This is a genomic window from Sphingomonas abaci, from assembly GCF_014199625.1.
Lineage (GTDB): Bacteria > Pseudomonadota > Alphaproteobacteria > Sphingomonadales > Sphingomonadaceae > Sphingomonas > Sphingomonas abaci.
In genome coordinates this window covers 165,935-185,189 of sequence record NZ_JACHNY010000005.1, presented here as the reverse complement: position 1 = coordinate 185,189, position 19,255 = coordinate 165,935, and the positions used below count along the sequence as shown (strand labels likewise).

Here is a 19,255-nt window from a genome sequence, read left to right as displayed (position 1 = left end):
GGCGCGCCTGAAAAGCCCTTATCCGATGCGGCGCAGCCAGCCGTGCGGATCGGGGGCGGCACCGCGCTGAATCGCGACCAACGCCTCGTGCAACCGGCGCGTGACCGGGCCGGACGCGCCGTCGCCGATGGTGAAGCTGCCCTCGGGCGCCGCCACGCGGCCGATCGGCGTCACCACCGCCGCCGTGCCGCAGGCGAAGGCCTCGACGAGCCGGCCGCTCTTGGCGTCGGCGCGCCACTGATCGATGGCATAGGGCTCCTCGCGCACGGTCAGACCCAGGTCGCGCGCCAGCGTCAGCAGCGAATCCCGGGTGATGCCGGGCAGGATCGTGCCGGTCAGCGCCGGCGTCTGCAGCGTGCCGTCGGCAAAGACCAGGAAGACGTTCATGCCGCCCAGTTCCTCGACCCAGCGCCGCTCCACCGCATCCAGGAACACCACCTGGTCGCAGCCTTGCGCGATCGCCTCCTTCTGCGCGAGCAGGCTGGCGGCGTAATTGCCGCCGCACTTGGCGGCGCCGGTGCCGCCGGCCGCGGCGCGGGTGTAATGCTGGCTGACCCAGATCGACACCGGCTTGGCGCCACCCTTCCAATAGGCGCCGACCGAGGAGGCGATGACCATGTAGAGGTATTCCGCCGCCGGCTTCACGCCCAGGAACACTTCAGAGGCGAACATGAAGGGTCGCAGGTACAGCGCGCCGTCCGGTCCCGCCGGGATCCAGTCACGATCGGCATCGACCAGCCGCTCGACCGATTCGAGGAACAATGTCTCGGGCAGTTCCGGCATGGCCAGCCGCCGCGCCGAGTCCTGGAATCGACGGGCATTCTGCTCGGGGCGGAACAGCGCGGTGCCGCCATCCGCCAGACGATAGGCCTTCATCCCCTCGAAGATCTCCTGCGCATAGTGCAGGACCGAGGAGGCGGGATCGATCGGCACCGGCTGGCGGGCGGCGATGTGCGCATCGTGCCACCCTTGCGAGTCGGAGAAACGGATCACCGCCATATGGTCGGTAAAGATGCGGCCAAAACCTGGATCAATCAACTGCTTAGCTCGTTCCGCATCTGCCACGGGGGTGGCATTCGGTTCGAAGCGGAACGATTGCGCTGACATTCTGGGCCTCATGCTGTTGGCGGATTGCAAACGCCTAGGAGGCCTGTCTAAACGGGTCAACATGGCTGCCTCTGCCCCCTCCGCCCAGTTTCTCCGCGAGCCCGAATTGCGGCGCGGACTCGAACTCCTGTATTTCGGCCATAGCCACCTTACCCGGTCGATCGACCGAGGACTGGCGGCCGAAGGTCTCGGTCGGGCGCATCACCGTGCGCTCTACTTCATCGCGCGCAAGCCCGACCTGACGGTCAGCGCCTTGCTCGCGCTGCTGGCGATCACCAAGCAATCGCTCGGCCGCGTGCTGACCGAGCTCACTCAGCGCGGCCTGGTCGAGATCCGGCCCGGCGAGCGCGATCGCCGCCAGCGGCTGCTTCGCCTGACCGAGAGCGGGGCGGCGATGGAGAGCGCGCTGTTCGACGCGGTGCGCGAACGCATGTCCGCGGCCTATTCGCGCGCAGGTCAGGAGGCGGTGGCCGGCTATTGGATGGTGCTGGAGGGCATGATCCCGGACGCCGAGCGCCCGTTGGTCGAAGCATTGCGCGACTGAAGGCGGCGGCCGGGCAGGGGCGGGTCTCTCCCGCACCGGCCGCGCCCCAGGCGGTCAGGCGTCGCCGGCCGCGCGCTGTTCGGCGGCGCGCTTGGTCAGGGTCTTGAGCGTCTCGTCGAAACGGCCCTCGCGCTCGGCCTGGCGGAGGAACTGGACCTCGTCGACCAGGATCTCCTTGGGGGTCGGCTGCTCGGCGAACTGCGCGGCGACGGCATCGGCAAAGGCCTCCAGCGGCATATAGCCGGGGCGGTTGGCCTGGCCGGGGGTCAAGTCGGTCTGCACCCCCGGCGGGGCCAGCTCGATGATCTCCACCTTGCCCTCGAGCTGGGTGCGCAGCGACACGGTGTAGGAGTGGATCGCCGCCTTGGTGGCCGAATAGGTGGGCGCGGCGACCAGCGGCACATAGGCGAGGCCCGACGTGACGTTGACGATCGCCGCATCGGGCTGGCTGGCCAGATGGTCGATCAGCGCGTTGGTGAGGCGGATCGGACCCAGCACGTTGATCGCCAGCGTTGCCTCCGCGTCCGACAGGTCGCGGCGGCCGGTCAGGTCCTCGAACTTCATGATGCCGGCATTGTTGAACAGGACGTTCAAGGCCGGGAAGTCGGCGACGACCTGGCGGGCGAAGGCGTCGACCGCGGCTGCATCCTCGACGTCGAGCGTGACGGTATGGATGCGCTCGCGGCCCGCTGCCGCGCGGTCGAGCGCCTCCTGACGGCGGCCGGCGATGATCACGGTATCGCCGCGATCATGGAAGCGATGGGCGAGCGCCTCGCCGATGCCGCTACCGCCGCCGGTCATCAAAATGGTGTTGCCACTGGTCTTCATCGTCGACGGCTCCGGGTCAGGTGGGGGATGGTCGTCCAAATGATCGTCGTGGCGGATCGTTCACCGGTCCGCGCGGTCCGAGGCATGGAGCACCTCGCTGTCGATCGCGTCGATCGCCGCCGTCATCGCCGCCACCGAACCGAACTGAAAGCCGAGCTGCGAGGTGTAGGCCGCGCACATTGCGATCCGATCGGCCCGGTCGGCGGCGTCCAGCCGGTGGCGGTGCCGTACCACCTCGGCGGGGCGGGTCGACGCGCGGGTGAGATAGGGCCAGTCCTCCCACAGCAGGACCGGACGGCCGATCACCGCCAGGGCGTCGCGGACCAGCCAGTGGTCGACATGATTGCCGACCGCCAGCGGCCCGAGCAGCCAGTCGGGTGACAGGTCGTCCAATGCGGCGGCCAGCGCCTCGGCAAGCGGCGCCAGCATCGTGTCGTCGGCCCGGCGGGAGGCGAAGAGTTCGGGGGCGCTGCCATAGCCGCGATGCGGCGCCTCCAGCAGCGGCAGGTGGACCGCCTGCGCGCCGATCACCGCGCAGGCGGCGCGATCCTCGGCGCGGCGCAGGGCCATGTAATCGACCTCGGGGGCCAGTCCCTTGTCGAGCTGGCAGGCAAGCGCGAAGCCGGTTGGCGACGCGACATTGCCGGTGAAGCAGGTCAGAATCGTGACCCGGTCGCCCGCCCGTGCCCGCGCCGCCAGCAACCCGCCGATCGAGAAGGCAGCATCGTCGAGATGCGGCGAGACGGCGACGATGTGGCTCACAGCAGATGCGGCTCGGTGCGGAAGCGACAGGGGGCGATGGGGATCTGGGCGGAAATGCCGGTCGCGGGGGACGTGCCCTGCAACTGCGCGTAGATGCCCATGATCTGCCGCCCGACGCTCCGCCAGCTATAGGTGCGGCGGCATTCGGCCAGTCCCGCTTCGGACAGCCGCCGGCGCAGGCCGGCGTCGCTGACGATCCGGGTCAGCGCCGCGCCCAGCGCCGCGATGTCGCCGGGTTCGACCAGCAGGCCGTTTTCGCCGTCGCGGATGCAGTCGACCACCCCGACCGACCGGCAGGACAGGATCGCCTGTCCGCTCGCCATGGCTTCGAGGATCGTGTTGGAGAAGCCCTCGGCATAGGTTGGCGACACGAAGACGTCATGCGCCCGGTAGAGCTCGGGAACGCGGTCATATTCGGCATAGCCGCTGAACCGGACGCGCGCGTTCAGCCCCAGTTCCTGGGCAAGCGCCCGCGCCGCCGCCATGTCGGGGCCGATGCCGGAGACTGTGCACGTCCACTCGCCTTCGACCCGGGCGAGTGCGTGGAGCATGTCGAGCACGCCTTTGCGACGGTCGACCCGGCCATGATAGAAGAGCCGCACCGGCCCCTCTGGATGCGCCTCGCCGGGCGTGAAGCGGTCGGTGTCGACCGCGCCCGGCACGATCGTGAACCGATCCATCGGCGTGCCGAGCCGGTCGTGCACCTCGCGCGCGAAGCTCCCGCCGCCGATCAGCAGCGCGCCGGCATGGTCCAGCACCCGTTCCATCGCGATCCGGTGCGTGTCGCAACAGGAACCGACCCAGTGGCCATCGCCGCCCTGGATCGACACGACGCAGGGCACGCCCAGCGCCTGCGCCGCGAGCAGGGTCGCCCAGCCGGTCGGATAGCCATATTGGGCGTGGAGGATGTCGAAAGGGCGGCGGCCATGTTCGGCGGCGATCGCGTCGACCATCGCCTCGACATCGCGTTCGAAGTCGCCGTCCGCCTGTTCGCCCAGCGCCTCCAGCCCGATGATGCGGACGCCGGCCACCTCGGGCGGCGGGCCGCCGCCATAGACGCTGGCGCGGGCAGGATCGCCATAATATTGGCTGATCATCGTCACGTCGTGACCGGCCGCGGCCAGTTGGCGCAGCAGGTTGATCGCATAGATCGACATGCCCGAAATCGCGGGGAAGAAGCGCCGGGAGACGAAGCCGATCCTCATGCGGCGATCCGTCGCAACCAGGCGATCGATTCCGGGATGGCGGCGTGCGCGCGGGGGCTTTCGCGCGACAGCTCGACGCAGACTAGCCGGGTGAACCCGATCGCCTCCAGCGCCGCTAGCACCGACGGCATGTCCATGTCGCCCTCGCCGAACGGCAGGTGGGTGTGGTCACCACGCCGCATGTCCTCGATCGCGACGGTGCCGATCCGGTCGGCATGAACGCGGATCGCCTGGGCCGGGTCGATATCCTGCGTCACCAGGCAATGGCCGGTGTCCAGCGCCAGGCGCAGGCGCGGGTGCCGGGCGGCGAGCGCCGCATAGTCGCCGACTGTCTCGATCAGCATCCCCGGCTCGGGCTCGAAGCTGGCCTCCACGCCGACCGCTTCGGCATGGTCGAGGACTCGGGCCAGCCCCTCGTTCAGCCAGCCAAATGCGGCGTCGCGGTCGACGCCCGGCGCGGGGACACCCGCCCAAAAGGACATGGTCTCGCTGCCCAGCCGTGCCGCCACGTCGAGCGCGCGGCGGAGAAAGGCGACGCGCCGGTCGCGGCCCTCGGCGGCGGCGGTGACCAGGGTCGGTTCGTGCTTGGCGCGGGGGTCGAGCAGGTAGCGCGCCCCGGTCTCGATCACGCTGCCCAGCCGCAGCCTGTCGAGCAGCGCAGCCACCCGATCGGCTTCCCGCGCCCAGTCGGGCGCGAGCGGGTCGAGATGATGGTGGTCGAGGGTCAGGGCGACCCCGGCATAGCCCGCATCGGCAATCAGCCGCAGCGCATCGTCCAGCCGATGGTTGGCCGCGCCGTTGGTATTGTAGGCATAACGCAAGCTCATGCCATGGCCTCCACCGACCGCCCGGCGCGATGGGCGACGTGATGCGCCTCCGGCTCGCGGTACAACGGGTAGAGCGGCCCAACCAGCCGGTCCGCCGCCGCCGTGTCGAAGAGGGGGTGACCCAGCCGATCGGCATCGCCGGCCGGCAGGCGGATTCGGCGCAGATCGGCCGTTTCATCGCCAAAGCGGATCAACGGCGAGTCCATCGCCAGCAGCTTTTCGGTATTGCGCGTGCCAATCCGGTAATAGCTCATCGTCTCCACCTCCATGCCGGGCACGATCACCTTGACTACGCTGACCGCGCGATCGGCCGGGGACATATCGACATAGAGGATGTCGAAGCCGGCCCGCTCCACCGCCGCGCGGGCGGCGGCGGCGCGTGCGTGGCCGTCCGGGGCGGGCGCGCTGGGCAGGGCGGAGAAGGCGTGGCGGGACCGCTCGGACAGGACGTTGTTGCCCAGCCAGCCCCGTAGCGTCGCCGCGTCGCGCCCGGTCCAGTCGCGCATCGCGTCGAAGGCGCGCGGGTCGCTCGACTTGGCGGCGCCGCCAGCCTGCGCCATGAACCGCTCGACATACCCGTCGGGCGCGACCGTCGCGGCGAGATCGGCCGGTCCGTGCGCGAAGGCCTTGCGCGCGCGGCTGGCGGCATATTCGGTCAGGCACTTGTCGAGCGCCGCGGCGCGATCGGCATGACAGGCCTCGCCGCACCCGGTCACCATGATGGGCGCGGCCGGGGTTTCGCGCTCGTCGACGCCGACGCAATAGAGGTTGGGCAGGCCATATTGGTCCGTCGCGAATTTGGGCATCGCGCGGATGCCGGCAGCGTCGAACCGCTCGAGAATGGCGCGGGTCGTGGCGGGCAGGGGGATGTCCAGGTCGAGCGTCACGCCCTGGTCGAGGGCGCGGAACAACAGCCCGTTACCGTCGCGTTGCAGAATCTCGCACAGGCCATGGCCGATCGCCCAATACATGTCGGGCCCGGCCCCCATGCCGTTCGAGATGATCGTCGTGAATGGCCGATAGCCGGGTGACAGCTCCTTGGACGAATAGGCGGCGAGGTCGATCGGCACGAGGACGGTCGATCCGTCCGCCCAGCGCCTCGCCTCCACCCATTCGAGTACGGTGTCCCAGCCGACCGGCGACCCGGCGGGCAGGCCCAGTGTCAGCGGATCGGCGACGGAACGCGCGCCGAGCGATCGGACCAGCTCGGCATAGCTCCCCCGCGTCTTGGCGCGTTCGCCGAGCGTCAGCGTCGGCCAGACCATTTCCGCGATCTCGCCCAGCCCGCCCAGCACCGCCGCCTCGTCCGTCGCGCCGTAACCGACGCCGTAAGGCATGATGCCGCCGAGCGCCGCATCCTCGGGGAATAGCGCGACGACCCAGACCGGCAGGCCCAGCCGGTCGAGCGGATGGATCGGGAAGGCGACCACGTCGCCCTTGGGGAAAGCATCGAGATAGGCGCGGGCGGCGGGGCCAAGGCCGGCGGGAAGGCCAGAGTTCATAGCGGCATCCTCTTCACGCCCGGCGCGCGCGCCAGGCCGTCGTCCAGCGCGGCGAGCGCGACCGCGCGGTCCACCTCCGGCGCATATTCGAACGGCGTCAGCACCGCGTCGAAGTCGAGTTCCGCGACCACCGCGCGATAGCCGTGCAGTTCGGCATGGGTCAGCGGGATGTCCTTGTGAAAGGCCTTGTGGCTGGAAATGGCGTGGCTGCGCCCGGAAGCATCCTGGTCGATCTTGAACATGTCGCCGCAAAACAGCCGGCGACCCGGTGCGTCGTGCAGACAGGCCTGCCCCTCGTAATGGCCGCCGACATGATGGAGCGTGTAGCCGGGCGCAAGCTCCAACCGCTCGTCATACGGGGCGGTGACCTGGAACGCCTTGGTCATGCGCAGATCGTCGCGCTGGATGGCGACGACCGGCGGCGCGAAGTGACGTTGGAGTTGGAACAGCGCGCCATAGCCGTGCGCATGGCTGGCGGCGAGGAAGCCGATGCCGCCGAGGCTCGCGATCCGGTCCAGCATCGCTGGCGAATAATAGGGCGCGGCCTCGAAGGCGATGTTGCCGCCGTCGCGCACGATCAGCCAGCCGGTGCCGCCCAAGCCCAGCGCCGGATGGGTGGTGAAGGCCCAGAGGCCCGGCGCGACCTCGCGCGCGGCGCCTTCATGGGTGGCGGCGACCTCCGCTTCGGGCAGGAAATGCCAGCCATCCTCGGGCAGGTCGTTGCGGACATCCGTGCACACCGGACAGTCGGGCGGTGCGAAATGCCGTTGCCAGAAACCGCAATGGGCGCAGGCGAAGCAGCTTAGAGGCATGAGCGGGCATCCTGATAAGCCTGGTCGAACAGGCGCATGAGCGCGAGGTCGCGCGACAGGGAGAAATCGTGCGGCCGTCCCCGCGCCGCCGCCATGAACGCAGCGGCCTGGGCGGCGAAGGGCGCGGTGCCGGCGTCGAACGGCAGTGCCGTCTCCACGCCGCTGGCGCCGCAGCGACGGACCAGCATGCCGCCGGCGGTCTGCCCCATCGTGTCGGTCGCGACCAGCAGGCCGCGCTCGCCCAGCACCTCCAGCCGCCGCCGGGGCAGAACCTCCGCGCAATTATAGGCGACATGGCTCTGGAACAGCACGCCCGAGGCGGTGCGGCCCGACAACATGCCGCCATCATCCACCGAATAGGCATGGATGCGCCGCTGCAACTGGATCGTGAGCGCCGCGAGCGGCTCGCCGAGCAGGCGCTCGCTAAGGTCCAGGCCATGCAGCGCGAGATCGATCACCGCGCCGCCTCCCGCGCGCGCCGGATCCGCGCGCCAATTGTCATGCGCGCCGCCATCGGGGCTCCAGGCCGGATCGACCCAGCAGGCATAGACGATCCGCACCGCCACCGCCCGGCCGATCGCATCCGCGGCGATGGCGTCCCGCATCGCGACGTGCGCCGGATGGTGCCGCTGGTCGAAGGCGGTGCCGTAGAGCGCGTCCGGGGATAGCGCCGCCGCCATTGCCTCCGCCTGGTCGAGGGTCGCCGCGATCGGCTTCTCGCAGAGCACCGGTATGCCCTGCCTGGCGCAGGCGCGCACGGGCGCGACATGCGCATCGTTGGGCGTGGCGACATAGACCAGGTCGCACAGGCCCGACGCCAGCATCGCCTCAACATCGCCGAAGGCGGCGAGGCCAAACGCTGCCGCACGGTCGCGCGCGGCGGGGGAGGGGTCGGCGATCGCGGTCACCGTCCCGCCCGCCGCGACGATGCCCGGCATCATATAGCTGCGCGCCACCCAGCCGAAGCCGACGATCCCCCACCGCATCACCATCGCTCCGGCAGGTCGACCAGGCGGCGCAGCCGCGCGTCGTCGGGCGGGACGAAGGGCAGGGCGTGGTCGGCCATCGCCCAGTAGCAGCCGGCCGCATATTCGTCGCGATAGCGGTCGGATGGCCAGGCGGCGCGCCCCTCACCGAGCAACGGGTTGGGGCGCAACGCCGCGGCGTCCGCCGGCATCGCAATGCCGCCGGCGACCGGCCGGGCCCGACCGCCGCCTTCAACCAGTGACCAGGCCTCGACACCGGTGTCGGGCGTCCAGCCGCAGGGTGTCGGCGTGGCTTGCGTCATCAACGCCGTTAGGAGCGTGCGTTCGTCATAGACGGTCGCGGTCGGGAACAGCGCTGCCCAGGCATCGACCGTGCGCGCCGGTCCCTTCGCACCGCCGGCGACGGCGCTGTTGTGGACATGGCTGACGGCGACAACGCCGCCGGGCGCGGCCAGGTCGCGCAGGGCATCGGCGACGCGCGGCTGGTCGGGCAGGAAGTAGAAGGCGTCGTGGCACATCACCAGCTCGAACTGGCGGCCCGCGACCGGCCATGCGCCGGCCGCGTCGAATACGACATAATCCGCCGCCGGCGCGACCCAATGCTTGGCGAGCCAGCATTTGGCGAACACCACGTCGGCGCCCAAGCAGGCGACGTCGCGCGCGGTCAGTTCGCGCAGATAGTGGCCGATGCCGCAGGCCAGCTCGAACGCATGGGCAGGCCCGGTCCAATGCGCCTCGACCAGCGCGAGCCCCGCCAGATAGGTCGGATCGCTCCAGCGATAGGCGAAATAGTCCGCGACCGGCCCCAGCCGCAGCAAGGCCATCGCCTCGCGCAGGGACAGACGGTCGCGCTCGCGCACCAGCGTCTTCACTTCGGACAGGTCGGTCGCCGGGCCCGTCCACCAGTCATCCTGATCGGTCAGCAGCGCGACCAGCGCATCGTCGGGGCAGCCGGCATCGAGATGGTCGAGCGCGACGCGCACCAGCCCCTCGCTCCCGATGCGCAGATAGGGGATGCCGTCGACCACGGGCCAGCGTTCGCCGGGAGCCGCCAGCGAATGCGGCGTATCGGCTCGGAGCGGCCGTCCGGTCAGGGGCGAGGCGAGCGTCACGCCAGTCCCGCGTCGCGCAGGATGCGATCGTGGAAGGCCTTGACCGGGCCGTCATGCACCAGGCCGTAATCGTCCAGCACCGTCGTCATCGTCAGGTGCGCGGCGCGGCCATGCTGCTCGATCTCCAACACCCGGTCGAGCACGTCGCCGACATGGAAAGCGCGCGCCTCCGGCGTCGCATCGCCTGCGATCGGGGAAAGCACGGCTCGTATTGTCTCCGCCAACGCGGCATTGGCGCGGGCCAGTTCGTCGAGACTGGCCTGCCGGGCCGTCACGATCACCCGATCGAGCAGGTCGCCGAGCAGCATCTCGCCCGAATAACCGCTGTCGGCCATGTCGGCATTGTGCAGATGGTGCGCCATGCCGGCGAGGAAGACGACGACCGGGTCGGCACCGTGCCACGCGCTCGCCAGCACGCCGTAGACGGCGACCATCAGGCAATGTTCGGCATGGTTCTCGGCCGGTTGCAGCATGATGCGGGGCTTGCCCGGACAGGTGACGCCGGCCCGCGGCTGCCGGGTGAGCTTGCCGACGAACGCAGGCGTCTCGCCCATCGCCGGTCGTCCCCACGGCAGCGCGCTCCGCAACGACGCGCGAAGTCCGGGAGCAAGGTCGCCCGTCACCGCGTCGAACGCGCGCTCCAGCACCTCGGCCGCCCGGTCACCGAGCCCCAGCGTCATCAGCGCGGCGAGGTCGAGATCGCCCAGCCGCGCCGAGACCAGGGCCGACGCCACCACCTGCCGCATCACCAGCGCGGGATCGTCGCCGCGCACCAGCGCCGCCCAGCCGGCGACGAACAGCCGCTCGGCGATCGACCCCGGCGCGCTCGCCGAATAGATGCGTTTCAGATCACCCAGTTCGCGAAAGAAGGGCAGGGCGGCGGGCGAAAGCGCCCCGCTCACGCGCCCTTGCCGTCCAGCCAGTCGTCCAGGATGCGCTGCTGCTCGGGCACGGCATGGACCGGGTCGTGCGCGCCGCTGGTCTGCGGCAGCTTGAAGAACAGGCCCATCTGCTCCTGCACGCCGCCCTCGCCGCGCTGCTGGGCCAGGTCGAGGCAACGCGCGATCTCGATCGCCAGCGGCGCGGCCAGGATCGAGTCCTTGCAGAGGAAGTTGAGCTTCAGCTGCATCTTCTGGCCCATGAAGCCGGTCAGGTCGATATTGTCCCACGCCTCCTTGTCGTCGCCGCGCGGCCGGTAATAGTGGATCATCACGATGTGATCCTCGACCGGGTAGCCCAAGATCGAGTTGAGCACGCTTCCCTTGGTGCCGAGCTTCGACTGGAGCGACTTGGGATCGTCGAGGGCCAGCCCGTCCGAATTGCCAAGGATGTTGGTCGAGAACCAGCCATCGACATGCAGGGCGCGGTCGCGCAGCGCGGGCGCGATCACCGTCTTCATAAAGGTCTGACCGGTCTTGCCGTCCTTGCCCGCCACCGGCACGTTGCGCTCGGCCGCCATCTCGGCGAGCGGCGCGATGTCGGCGGCGACCGACGGGGTGAAATTGGCGTAAGGCGTGCCCGCGTCGATCGCCGCATAGGCATACAGCATCGCCGGACTGATCGCGGCATCGTCGCTGTCCAGCCCCTGCTCGAATGCGGCGCGGGATTGGAGCGCGGCGTCGTCCGCATGGGGCACCCGCTCGGTGGAGGCGAGGTTGACGACGACGACGCGGTCGAGCTGCTTCTCTGCGGTGAAGCGGCGCAGATCGTCCTGGATCTGGCGGATCGCGGCGCGGTGGCCGGTCTCCATCTTGTTCCTGCCGTCGATATTGGCGCAATAGCCGGTCGAGCCGGCCGCCTTCCAGGCGCGCATGTCGTTGAGCGCGGCGGCCCCGTCGGCCAGTTCCTTCTCGCCGATCACGCCGTGGCGCAGCGCCAGCGTGCCGAGCGACTCATCGGCCAGATCCCAGCCGCCAAACTCGATGTCGCGATAGGCGACCATGCCGGCCACATCGCGGCCCGCCAGCGGCAAGCCGTCGAAGCTGTTCGATCCCGCCTTGATCATCTCGATGCCGGCGATGGCGGTCGTCGCGACCGCGCCTCCGACCCCAACGATCGCCACGCCCAAACGTTCTGCCATATTCCAGATCCCCGCCCGTGCGGCCCGCTTCGGACCGTATCAACCGGGGCAATGATGCAAGGCAGGTAGAGGTTTCCTGCTTTTCCAATCCGTTCTAGAATTTGCCGCAGGGTTGTGACATAAGTATTTTCGGACCCGAAACGGAGTGACCTATGTCATCGCGACCTGGGGCATGTCCGCCGCGCCGACCGGGGGAAGCCAGTCGACCGCGATTTCTTGGTGCCGGTCGCGGAAGTCGACCAACGCCGCCAGGCGATCGATATCGAGGATGCGGATGACGCGGCCGTCGCGCTCGACCAAGCCGGTCGCCTCCAGCGCCTTGAGCGACCGATTGACATGCGTCTTGGTCAGCCCGAGTGCATCGCCCAGGTCCTTTTGGGTGAGCGGTAACTCGAAGGAACTGCCGCGCAGGCCGTCGACCACGCGCAGCCGCGACCGGATGTCGAGCAGCAGCGTCGCGATCCGCGTGAAGCCATCGGTCTTGCTGACGGAGGTCAACCGGTCGGCCATCGCCACCTGTTCGGAGGTTGCGATGGCGAACAGCAATGCGCCGATGCGGGGATGGCTACGGAAGATGCGACCGAAGACGTCCTTGGGTATTTCGTACAGGGTCACGTCGCTCACCGCTTGCAGGGTCGCGGCGCTCCGCCCCCAGGCGATCGAGAAGGTGGTGGTGATGTCGCCGACGAAATAGAAGCGCAGGATTTGCCGGTCGCCGTCTTTCAAGACGGTTGAGCCATGCAGCCAGCCGCTCGCGACGATATAGAGACAGTCGGTCGCCTCGCCCTCATGGATGATGATGTCGCGCGCGCGGAAGCTCCTTTCGCGTCGTTCCAGCCAGCGGATCGCCTCGCGTTCGGAAAAGGTCAGATCCAAATGATGCGACAGACGCGCTTCAAGGGGGCTAATCGGCATAAGCCACTGAACGTCCGGAGGGATTGCAATTTCCCTGGGTCGGCATCTTTACCGCGATCAGGATTGACCGTCGTCGGACCAAGATACACTATTAATCAGATGATTGCCCCTTGTGATCGCGAACCGTGCGGGCGATAGGACGTCAAAAGAGCTCAGCCGTCCGGGAGGGATCATGAAGCGCATAGCCACCATCGCAGCGGGGGCGCTGCTACTCGCCGCGTCGCCTGTTCTGGCGCAGCAGGCGGCGACGCCGGTGCCGCATCTGGAAAGCCGCCACGGCCGCCATGCGCTGATCGTCGATGGTGCGCCGTTCCTGATGCTGGCGGGGCAGGTCAACAATTCCAGCAACTATGCGGTGGCGCTACCGCACGTCTGGCCGGTGCTCGACCGTATCCATGCCAATACCGTCGAGATCCCGGTCGCCTGGCAGCAGATCGAGCCGCGCGAAGGGCAGTTCGACTTCGCATTCGTGCAGACCCTGCTCGACCAGGCCCGCGCGCATGACAAGCGCGTCGTGCTGCTGTGGTTCGGCACCTGGAAGAATACCTCGCCCGGCTACACGCCCGATTGGGTCAAGCTGGACAATCGCCGCTTCCCGCGGATGAAGGACAAGGCCGGCAAGGACCATTATGTCCTGACCCCAATGGCCCGTACGACGATGGAGGCGGACCGGCGCGCCTTCGTCGCGCTGATGACCTATCTGCGCGACCACGATCCGCAAAACACCGTCATCATGGTGCAGCCCGAGAACGAGGTCGGCAGCTATCGCAACCCGCGCGACTACAGCGCCGCCGCCAATGCCGCCTTTTCCCAGCCGATCCCGCTCGCGCTCGCCCGCAAGCTCGGCAAGTCGGGCAATTGGACGCAGGCGTTCGGGGCGCAGGCCGATCGCGCGTTCAATACCTGGTACACCGCGCGCTATGTCGACGCGATCGCGGCGGCTGGTAAGGCGGTGAAGCCATTGCCCATGTACGTCAACGCGGCGCTCGCCGGACCGTCCAACGTGCCCGATCCGACCGGCGTCGCCAGCGGCGGACCGCAACAGGACGTGCTCGACATCTGGAAGGCGGCGGCCCCGTCGATCGATTTCGCCGCGCCCGACCTCTATGACAAGGCGAGCAAGAACGTCGCCCTTTATCTCGACGCCTATCGCCGGCCGGACAATGCGCTGATGGTGCCGGAGATCGGCAACGCGCGAACCTTCGCCCGCTATTTCTACGCCGCGATCGGGCGCGGGGCGATCGGCTTTTCGCCCTTCGGGATGGACGACACCGGCTACTTCAACTTCCCGCTCGGCGCGACCGCATTGGACGATGCGACGCTGGACGCCTTCGCCCGGCCTTATGGCGTGTTCGCCCGGATGCAGCGCGACTGGGCCCGGATCGCGTTCGAGCATCCGACCTGGGGCGCCGCCAAGCCCGACGACGACGCGCCGGTCTCGACCACCATGGGCGACTGGACCATCACCGCGAGCTGGGGCGAATGGCAATTCGGGCTGAAGGAGTGGAGCTGGCTGCAATCCGATCCCGCCCCTTGGGCCAAGGATCCGATCGGCGGCGTCGCGGTCGCGCAGCTCTCGCCCGATGAGTTTCTGTTCACCGGCGATCATGTCCGGCTGAATTTCGCCACGCGGCCGGGCGGTCCGGCGAACGGCATGGTGGTGAAGGTGGAGGAGGGGCATTTCGACCAGGGCCGCTGGGTCATGGACCGCGTCTGGAACGGCGATCAGACCGATTACGGCATCAACCTGATCGACCGGCCCGCCATCCTGAAGGTGACGATGGGCCGTTATCGCTGATCGGGCGGGCGCGGCGCGGCGATGTGGCGGGCGAGGAACGCCGCATGGCCGGGCATCGTCGCCACCGCCCGCGCGATCGCCGCGCGCATGCGGGGCAGCACCTCGGCAAGCCGATCCGCCGCCGCCAGCGCCAGTGGGTCGGGCTGCGCCGGCGTGATCCCCTGGCCGTGCAGCACCGCGATCCAGCTCGGCTCCAGGAACAGGTCGAACGGCTCGGGGAAGAAGCGCCCCCGGCTGCGATAGAGGTCGATCCGCTCGGCGAGCGTGTCCGGGATCGCCTGTTCGCGGACATGATCCCAAAAGGCCGAGTCCCGCCGCTCGGTGGCGTGATAGTGGAGGATCAGGAAGTCGCGGATCCGCTCATATTCCGCTGCCGTGGCGCGGTTGAAATAGGCGATGTCGGCCGGGGCGAAGCCCTGGTCCGGGAACAGCGCGAGCAGCCGCGTCACCGCCGACTGCACCAGATGGATGCTGGTCGACTCCAGCGGCTCCAGAAAGCCCGCGGCCAGCCCGATCGCCACGACATTGCCACGCCACGCTTGGGCTCGACGCCCGGGGGTGAAGCGGAGCAGGCGTGCCTCGGCAAGGGGCGTGCCCGCCACGCTGTCGCGCAGCACGCGTTCCGCCGTATCGCGTTCGACAAAGTCGCTGGCGAAGACGTGGCCATTACCCACCCGATGCTGGAGCGGGATGCGCCATTGCCAGCCCGCTTGCTCCGCGATCGCGCGCGTGTAGGGCAGGGGATCGGCCGTCCGCTCGGTCGGCATCGCCAGCGCGCTGTCACACGGCAGCCAATGCCGCCAGTCCTGATAGGCATTGCCCGGATCCGCGCCGATCAGCAGCCCGGCGAAGCCCGAACAGTCGATGAAGAGGTCCGCCGCCACGCTCCGCCCGTCCGCCAGCGTGACCGATCGCACCATCGGTCCGGCGGGATGGTCGCGCTCGTGACGGACCACCGATACGATCCGCCCCTCCAGCCGCGCCACGCCGTCCGCCTCGGCGCGATGGCGCAGCAAGCGGGCATAGAGGCCCGCGTCGAAATGATAGGCATGGCTCATCATCGACAGCGTGTTGCGCGGATCGTCGCTCGGCTGCTGGAACGTGCCGGCCGCCGCCGCCATGGCCGGCAGGCTGTACGCGGTCAGCGTCCCAGCCGCGTCCGGCCGCACCGCCACCAGGGCCTGCCAATATAGGTGGAACGGCAAGGGCCCGATCGCCGCACCCAGCCGACCGAAGGGGTGGAAGTAGCGATGTCCAACCGCCCGCCAGTTCTCGAAAGCGATGCCCAGCTTGAAGGTCGCGCCGGTCGCGCGGACGAATTCCTCTTCCGCCAGGCCGAGCAGCCGGTTCATTTCGCGGATCGGCGGGATCGTCGCCTCGCCGACCCCGATCGTGCCCAGCGCCTCCGACTCGATCAGGGTGATGGCTGGCGGGCGGGGGCCCAGCGACCGCGCCAGCGCCGCCGCCGCCATCCATCCGGCGGTGCCGCCGCCGACGATCGCAATCGAGGCGATCGGCGCTGCGGTATCGGTATCAGCCACGGTCATCCTTCCACGCTGTTGCGCAAAAACCCAAGGTCGTCGAACAAGTCATATTAATGGCAACAATCACATTGACGCTAATTTTTTCCAGCGATACCGGTGACATATCGATCAAACGCGTCCGTGGAACGGGCTGTGGGGGTCGTGGCCGGGGAGGATGACGCAGCCGTTTTTGCGGCTGTGACCGCTCCCCGTCGAAACGCTGCCGGCCCGGTCCGGAGCCTTGGGGAAACTGTGATGCAGACCGATACGCCTATTCTGATCCGGCGCCACGTCCGGGCGATCGCCGCCGGGGCGTCGCTGTTGACGCTGGCGCTGGTGGCCACGCCCGCGCTGGCGCAGGATGCGACCAAGCCGGGTGCCGGCGCGCCCGCCCAGTCCGACGGCAATCCGTCGACCGCCAGCCAGCAGGGCACGCCCGCCACCGGCGCGCTGCCCCGCGACGGCAGCGGCACGGTCGCGGCCGTCCCGCCCTCGGACGCGTCGACCGTGGAGCAGGCCGCCGGCCCGCAGGACGACGGGCAGGGCGCGGACATCGTCGTCACCGGCCTGCGCCGCAGCCTGGCGACTGCCCAGGCGCTGAAGTTCAATTCCGACCAGTTCGTCGACTCGATCACCGCGACCGACATCGGCAAGCTGCCCGACAAGAACGTCGCGGAGGCGCTGCAACGCGTGTCGGGCATCCAGATCAGCCGCAACTACGGCGAAGGGTCCGGTATCGCGATCCGTGGCCTGACCCAGGTCAAGACTCAGCTCAACGGCCGCGACGTGTTCGGCGGCAGCGGCGGCCGCTCGCTAAGCTTCGAAGATGTTCCCTCCGAACTGCTCGCCGGCGTCGACGTGTACAAGGACCCGTCCGCCAAGGAGATCGAGGGTGGCATCGGTGGCCTGGTCAACTTGCGCACGCGTATGCCGTTCGACGAGAAGGGCTTCGTGCTGTCGGCGAGCATGGGGGCGAATTATTTCGACCTGGCCAAGGATGCACGCTTCAACGGTTCGGCGCTGGTCAGCAAGACCTGGAGCGACACCGGCATCGGCGACTTCGGCATCCTGGTCGACGTGTCCTATTACGAATCCTCCTTCCGCCGCGACCAGGCGACGATCGAGCCCTATGTTCCGGTCACCGGCATCCCCGGCTATGCCGGGCAGACCCTGTCGATGCCCGACGGCGCGGGCATTCAGGTGACGCAAGGCAGCCGCAAGCGGCGCGGCTATTACGCCGCCGCCCAGTGGGAGCCGGCGAGCAACCTGCAATTCTACGGCACCGTGTTCCAGGCGAACTACGACCTCTACACGCCCAATTATTCGAGCTTCGTGACCAACAGCACGAGCCCCGACTTCCTCAACTACATGCAGCCCAATGCCGGCGGCTTCCGCTTCGACGACGGCCAGTTCGTCTCGGGCGGCTTTAATGGCTTCACTCCGGCCACGCCTAACGCCAACACGGCGCTGAACGTGCAGAACAACACGCAGGTCGCCTTCTCGCGCACCAAGACCACCGACTATGCCGGCGGCGTGAAGTGGCAGCCGACCGATCGGCTGCACGTCAATCTCGACCTGCAATATGTCCGCGCGACCGCCAACGTCTCCAGCTACACCGCCTTCGGGCAGAAGGACCTGGCCGGCTATACGATCGACCTGAGCCACGACCTGCCGGCCATCTCGTTCCAGAGTGCGCCGGGCACGGGGGCGATCGCCGATCCCGCCGCCTATCGCTTCACCGCGATCATGGACCATCTGGAGGACAGCGTAGCGACGCAGAAGGCGGCGCGTCTCGACCTGGAATGGGACTTCGACGACAGCATCCTGACCTCGATCCAGGGCGGGGTCCGCTATACCGATCGCGAAGCGATCAATCGCAGCACGCCCTATAACTGGACGGCGGCGGCCCCGACCAATGCCGACGGCACGCCACTCAACCTCGCCAATCCCGCCGCGCTCGGGATCAACTCGCCTTACGGCGCGCTGTTCGGCGGCAAGGGCGATGCGATTATCGGTTCGGTGCCCTATGCCTCGGCGGTGCTGTTCAACGATCCGGTCGCGGCGTTCCGCACGATCGGCGGCCGGGCGATCACAACCTTCTCCGACCAGGACATCAACACCCAGAACGAGAAGACCTATGCCGGCTATCTCGCGGCCTATTTCAAGGTCGACGCCGGGCTGCCGCTCGACGGCAACATCGCCGTGCGCGTGGTGAAGACCGATGCCGACGCCAGCGGCACCACCCGCCTCAACTATCGCCCGACCCTGGGTGCTGATTCGCAGCAGGTGACGCTGGACCAGCCCTATGCGGTCGGTCAGTCCTATACCAAGGTGTTGCCGAGCCTGAACCTGCGCGCGCACCTGACCGAGCGACTGCAACTGCGCGCCGGTGCGTCCAAAGGCCTGTCGCGGCCGGATTTCTCGCAACTCAATGCCAACCGCCAATTCTCGGTCGGCTATGCCCAGCTGCTCGATGGCACCACCGTCATCGGCTACCAGCCCAATGGCGTGAACACCGGCACGGGCGGCAATCCGTTGCTGAAGCCGCTGACCGTCGACCAGGCCGACCTGGCGCTGGAGTGGAACGCCGCCGCCACGACCTTCTTCTACGGCACGGTCTTCTACAAGAAGCTCAAGAACTTCACCACCTCGCAGGTGTTCGAGCAGCAGGTCGAGGTGCCGGGCCAGGGTCCGCAGACCTTCCGCTACACCGCCTTCGTCAACGGCGCGAGGGGCGAGGTGAAGGGGTTCGAGATCGGCGGCAACACCTTCTTCGACTTCCTGCCAGGGCCGCTGTCCGGACTGGGCGCGCAGGCGAACCTCACCTATGTCGACAGCAGCGCGCCCGGCGCCACCGGCACGCTCCTGAACGGCGACCAGGTGCCGACCTCGCTCCAGGGCCTGTCCAAGTGGAGCTACAACCTCGTCGGCCTGTACGAGAAATATGGTTTCACCGCGCGCGCGGCCTATAACTGGCGGAGCCACTATCTGTTCGACTCCGCCAGCAATGGCACTGGCGGCGTGCCGATCTACAACCGCGCCTATGGCCAGTTGGATGCGTCGATTGGGTACAACTTCACGCCCAAGGTTTCGGTGACGGTAGACGCGATCAACCTGACCCGCGCGCGCTTCGACAGCTATCAATATTATCCCGGCAACCCGCGCAATTTCGAACTGAACGATCGTCGCTTCGGCATCTCGTTCCGGATGCGCAACTGACCGCACGGGCGGGTTTTCGGCCCGCCCAATGTCCA

At 68.4% G+C, this 19,255-nt stretch carries 16 protein-coding genes; 3 read left to right on the top strand and 13 right to left on the bottom strand.

From position 1 onward, the window contains the following. Positions 1–18: 18 nt before the first annotated feature. Positions 19–1,107, bottom strand: coding sequence for a branched-chain amino acid aminotransferase (locus GGQ96_RS13125; RefSeq protein ID WP_184115448.1), 1,089 nt, complete (start codon positions 1,105–1,107; stop codon positions 19–21). A gap of 61 nt (positions 1,108–1,168) precedes the next feature. Here GGQ96_RS13125 and GGQ96_RS13120 point away from each other — a divergent pair, with 61 nt between their 5' ends. Then, on the top strand, positions 1,169–1,651 hold the full coding sequence (locus GGQ96_RS13120) for a MarR family transcriptional regulator (RefSeq protein ID WP_184115446.1): 483 nt from the start codon (positions 1,169–1,171) through the stop codon (positions 1,649–1,651). Between the two features lie 54 nt (positions 1,652–1,705). On the opposite strand, the gene GGQ96_RS13115 is transcribed toward GGQ96_RS13120, so the two are convergent. From GGQ96_RS13115 to GGQ96_RS13065, 11 genes are all read right to left on the bottom strand, one after another. After that, positions 1,706–2,479, bottom strand: coding sequence for an SDR family oxidoreductase (locus GGQ96_RS13115; RefSeq protein ID WP_184115444.1), 774 nt, complete (start codon positions 2,477–2,479; stop codon positions 1,706–1,708). 60 nt (positions 2,480–2,539) lie between these two features. Beyond that, positions 2,540–3,241: a PIG-L family deacetylase gene (locus GGQ96_RS13110; RefSeq protein WP_184115441.1), complete on the bottom strand. Its 702-nt coding sequence runs from the start codon at positions 3,239–3,241 to the stop codon at positions 2,540–2,542. Continuing rightward, positions 3,238–4,446: a glycosyltransferase family 4 protein gene (locus tag GGQ96_RS13105; RefSeq protein WP_184115439.1), complete on the bottom strand. Its 1,209-nt coding sequence runs from the start codon at positions 4,444–4,446 to the stop codon at positions 3,238–3,240. The genes GGQ96_RS13110 and GGQ96_RS13105 overlap by 4 nt, the downstream gene beginning before the upstream one ends. Next, on the bottom strand, positions 4,443–5,273 hold the full coding sequence (locus tag GGQ96_RS13100) for a sugar phosphate isomerase/epimerase family protein (RefSeq protein WP_184115437.1): 831 nt from the start codon (positions 5,271–5,273) through the stop codon (positions 4,443–4,445). Before GGQ96_RS13100 ends, GGQ96_RS13105 begins: the two co-directional genes overlap by 4 nt. Beyond that, on the bottom strand, positions 5,270–6,775 hold the full coding sequence (locus GGQ96_RS13095) for a YcaO-like family protein (RefSeq protein WP_184115435.1): 1,506 nt from the start codon (positions 6,773–6,775) through the stop codon (positions 5,270–5,272). The genes GGQ96_RS13100 and GGQ96_RS13095 overlap by 4 nt, the downstream gene beginning before the upstream one ends. Beyond that, on the bottom strand, positions 6,772–7,587 hold the full coding sequence (locus GGQ96_RS13090) for an MBL fold metallo-hydrolase (RefSeq protein ID WP_184115433.1): 816 nt from the start codon (positions 7,585–7,587) through the stop codon (positions 6,772–6,774). The genes GGQ96_RS13095 and GGQ96_RS13090 overlap by 4 nt, the downstream gene beginning before the upstream one ends. Beyond that, on the bottom strand, positions 7,578–8,573 hold the full coding sequence (locus tag GGQ96_RS13085; RefSeq protein ID WP_246360549.1) for a Gfo/Idh/MocA family protein: 996 nt from the start codon (positions 8,571–8,573) through the stop codon (positions 7,578–7,580). Before GGQ96_RS13085 ends, GGQ96_RS13090 begins: the two co-directional genes overlap by 10 nt. Beyond that, the gene (locus GGQ96_RS13080) at positions 8,573–9,685 is read right to left on the bottom strand and encodes a methyltransferase domain-containing protein (protein ID WP_184115429.1); all 1,113 of its coding nucleotides are present in this window, start codon (positions 9,683–9,685) and stop codon (positions 8,573–8,575) included. Before GGQ96_RS13080 ends, GGQ96_RS13085 begins: the two co-directional genes overlap by 1 nt. Then, entirely contained in the window at positions 9,682–10,587 is a 906-nt protein-coding gene (locus tag GGQ96_RS13075) for an HD domain-containing protein (protein WP_184115427.1), read from the bottom strand. The genes GGQ96_RS13080 and GGQ96_RS13075 overlap by 4 nt, the downstream gene beginning before the upstream one ends. After that, entirely contained in the window at positions 10,584–11,765 is a 1,182-nt protein-coding gene (locus GGQ96_RS13070; protein WP_184115425.1) for an inositol-3-phosphate synthase, read from the bottom strand. Before GGQ96_RS13070 ends, GGQ96_RS13075 begins: the two co-directional genes overlap by 4 nt. A 150-nt stretch (positions 11,766–11,915) precedes the next feature. Continuing rightward, a complete protein-coding gene (locus tag GGQ96_RS13065) occupies positions 11,916–12,680 on the bottom strand; it encodes a Crp/Fnr family transcriptional regulator (RefSeq protein ID WP_184115424.1) in 765 nt (254 codons plus the stop codon). A 172-nt stretch (positions 12,681–12,852) separates the two neighbouring features. On the opposite strand from GGQ96_RS13065, the gene GGQ96_RS13060 reads away from it, so the two are divergent. After that, entirely contained in the window at positions 12,853–14,478 is a 1,626-nt protein-coding gene (locus GGQ96_RS13060; protein WP_184115423.1) for a DUF5597 domain-containing protein, read from the top strand. Here the strand turns inward: GGQ96_RS13060 and GGQ96_RS13055 are convergent. Then, positions 14,469–16,025, bottom strand: coding sequence for a tryptophan halogenase family protein (locus GGQ96_RS13055; protein WP_184115422.1), 1,557 nt, complete (start codon positions 16,023–16,025; stop codon positions 14,469–14,471). The genes GGQ96_RS13060 and GGQ96_RS13055 overlap by 10 nt on opposite strands. Positions 16,026–16,256: 231 nt before the next feature. On the opposite strand from GGQ96_RS13055, the gene GGQ96_RS13050 reads away from it, so the two are divergent. Continuing rightward, positions 16,257–19,220 (top strand): TonB-dependent receptor, encoded by a 2,964-nt coding sequence (locus GGQ96_RS13050; RefSeq protein ID WP_184115421.1) that lies wholly within the window; start codon positions 16,257–16,259, stop codon positions 19,218–19,220. Positions 19,221–19,255 lie beyond the last annotated feature (35 nt).

Bases quoted from the DNA above. Each gene is read 5' to 3' on its own strand.
- GGQ96_RS13125 (WP_184115448.1), bottom strand. From the start codon at position 1,107: ATGTCAGCGCAATCGTTCCGCTTCGAACCGAATGCCACCCCCGTGGCA.
- GGQ96_RS13115 (WP_184115444.1), bottom strand. From the start codon at position 2,479: ATGAAGACCAGTGGCAACACCATTTTGATGACCGGCGGCGGTAGCGGC.
- GGQ96_RS13050 (WP_184115421.1), top strand. From the start codon at position 16,257: ATGCAGACCGATACGCCTATTCTGATCCGGCGCCACGTCCGGGCGATC.
- GGQ96_RS13065 (WP_184115424.1), bottom strand. From the start codon at position 12,680: ATGCCGATTAGCCCCCTTGAAGCGCGTCTGTCGCATCATTTGGATCTG.
- GGQ96_RS13105 (WP_184115439.1), bottom strand. From the start codon at position 4,446: ATGAGGATCGGCTTCGTCTCCCGGCGCTTCTTCCCCGCGATTTCGGGC.
- GGQ96_RS13055 (WP_184115422.1), bottom strand. From the start codon at position 16,025: ATGACCGTGGCTGATACCGATACCGCAGCGCCGATCGCCTCGATTGCG.
- GGQ96_RS13095 (WP_184115435.1), bottom strand. From the start codon at position 6,775: ATGAACTCTGGCCTTCCCGCCGGCCTTGGCCCCGCCGCCCGCGCCTAT.
- GGQ96_RS13120 (WP_184115446.1), top strand. From the start codon at position 1,169: ATGGCTGCCTCTGCCCCCTCCGCCCAGTTTCTCCGCGAGCCCGAATTG.
- GGQ96_RS13085 (WP_246360549.1), bottom strand. From the start codon at position 8,573: ATGCGGTGGGGGATCGTCGGCTTCGGCTGGGTGGCGCGCAGCTATATG.
- GGQ96_RS13060 (WP_184115423.1), top strand. From the start codon at position 12,853: ATGAAGCGCATAGCCACCATCGCAGCGGGGGCGCTGCTACTCGCCGCG.
- GGQ96_RS13090 (WP_184115433.1), bottom strand. From the start codon at position 7,587: ATGCCTCTAAGCTGCTTCGCCTGCGCCCATTGCGGTTTCTGGCAACGG.
- GGQ96_RS13070 (WP_184115425.1), bottom strand. From the start codon at position 11,765: ATGGCAGAACGTTTGGGCGTGGCGATCGTTGGGGTCGGAGGCGCGGTC.
- GGQ96_RS13100 (WP_184115437.1), bottom strand. From the start codon at position 5,273: ATGAGCTTGCGTTATGCCTACAATACCAACGGCGCGGCCAACCATCGG.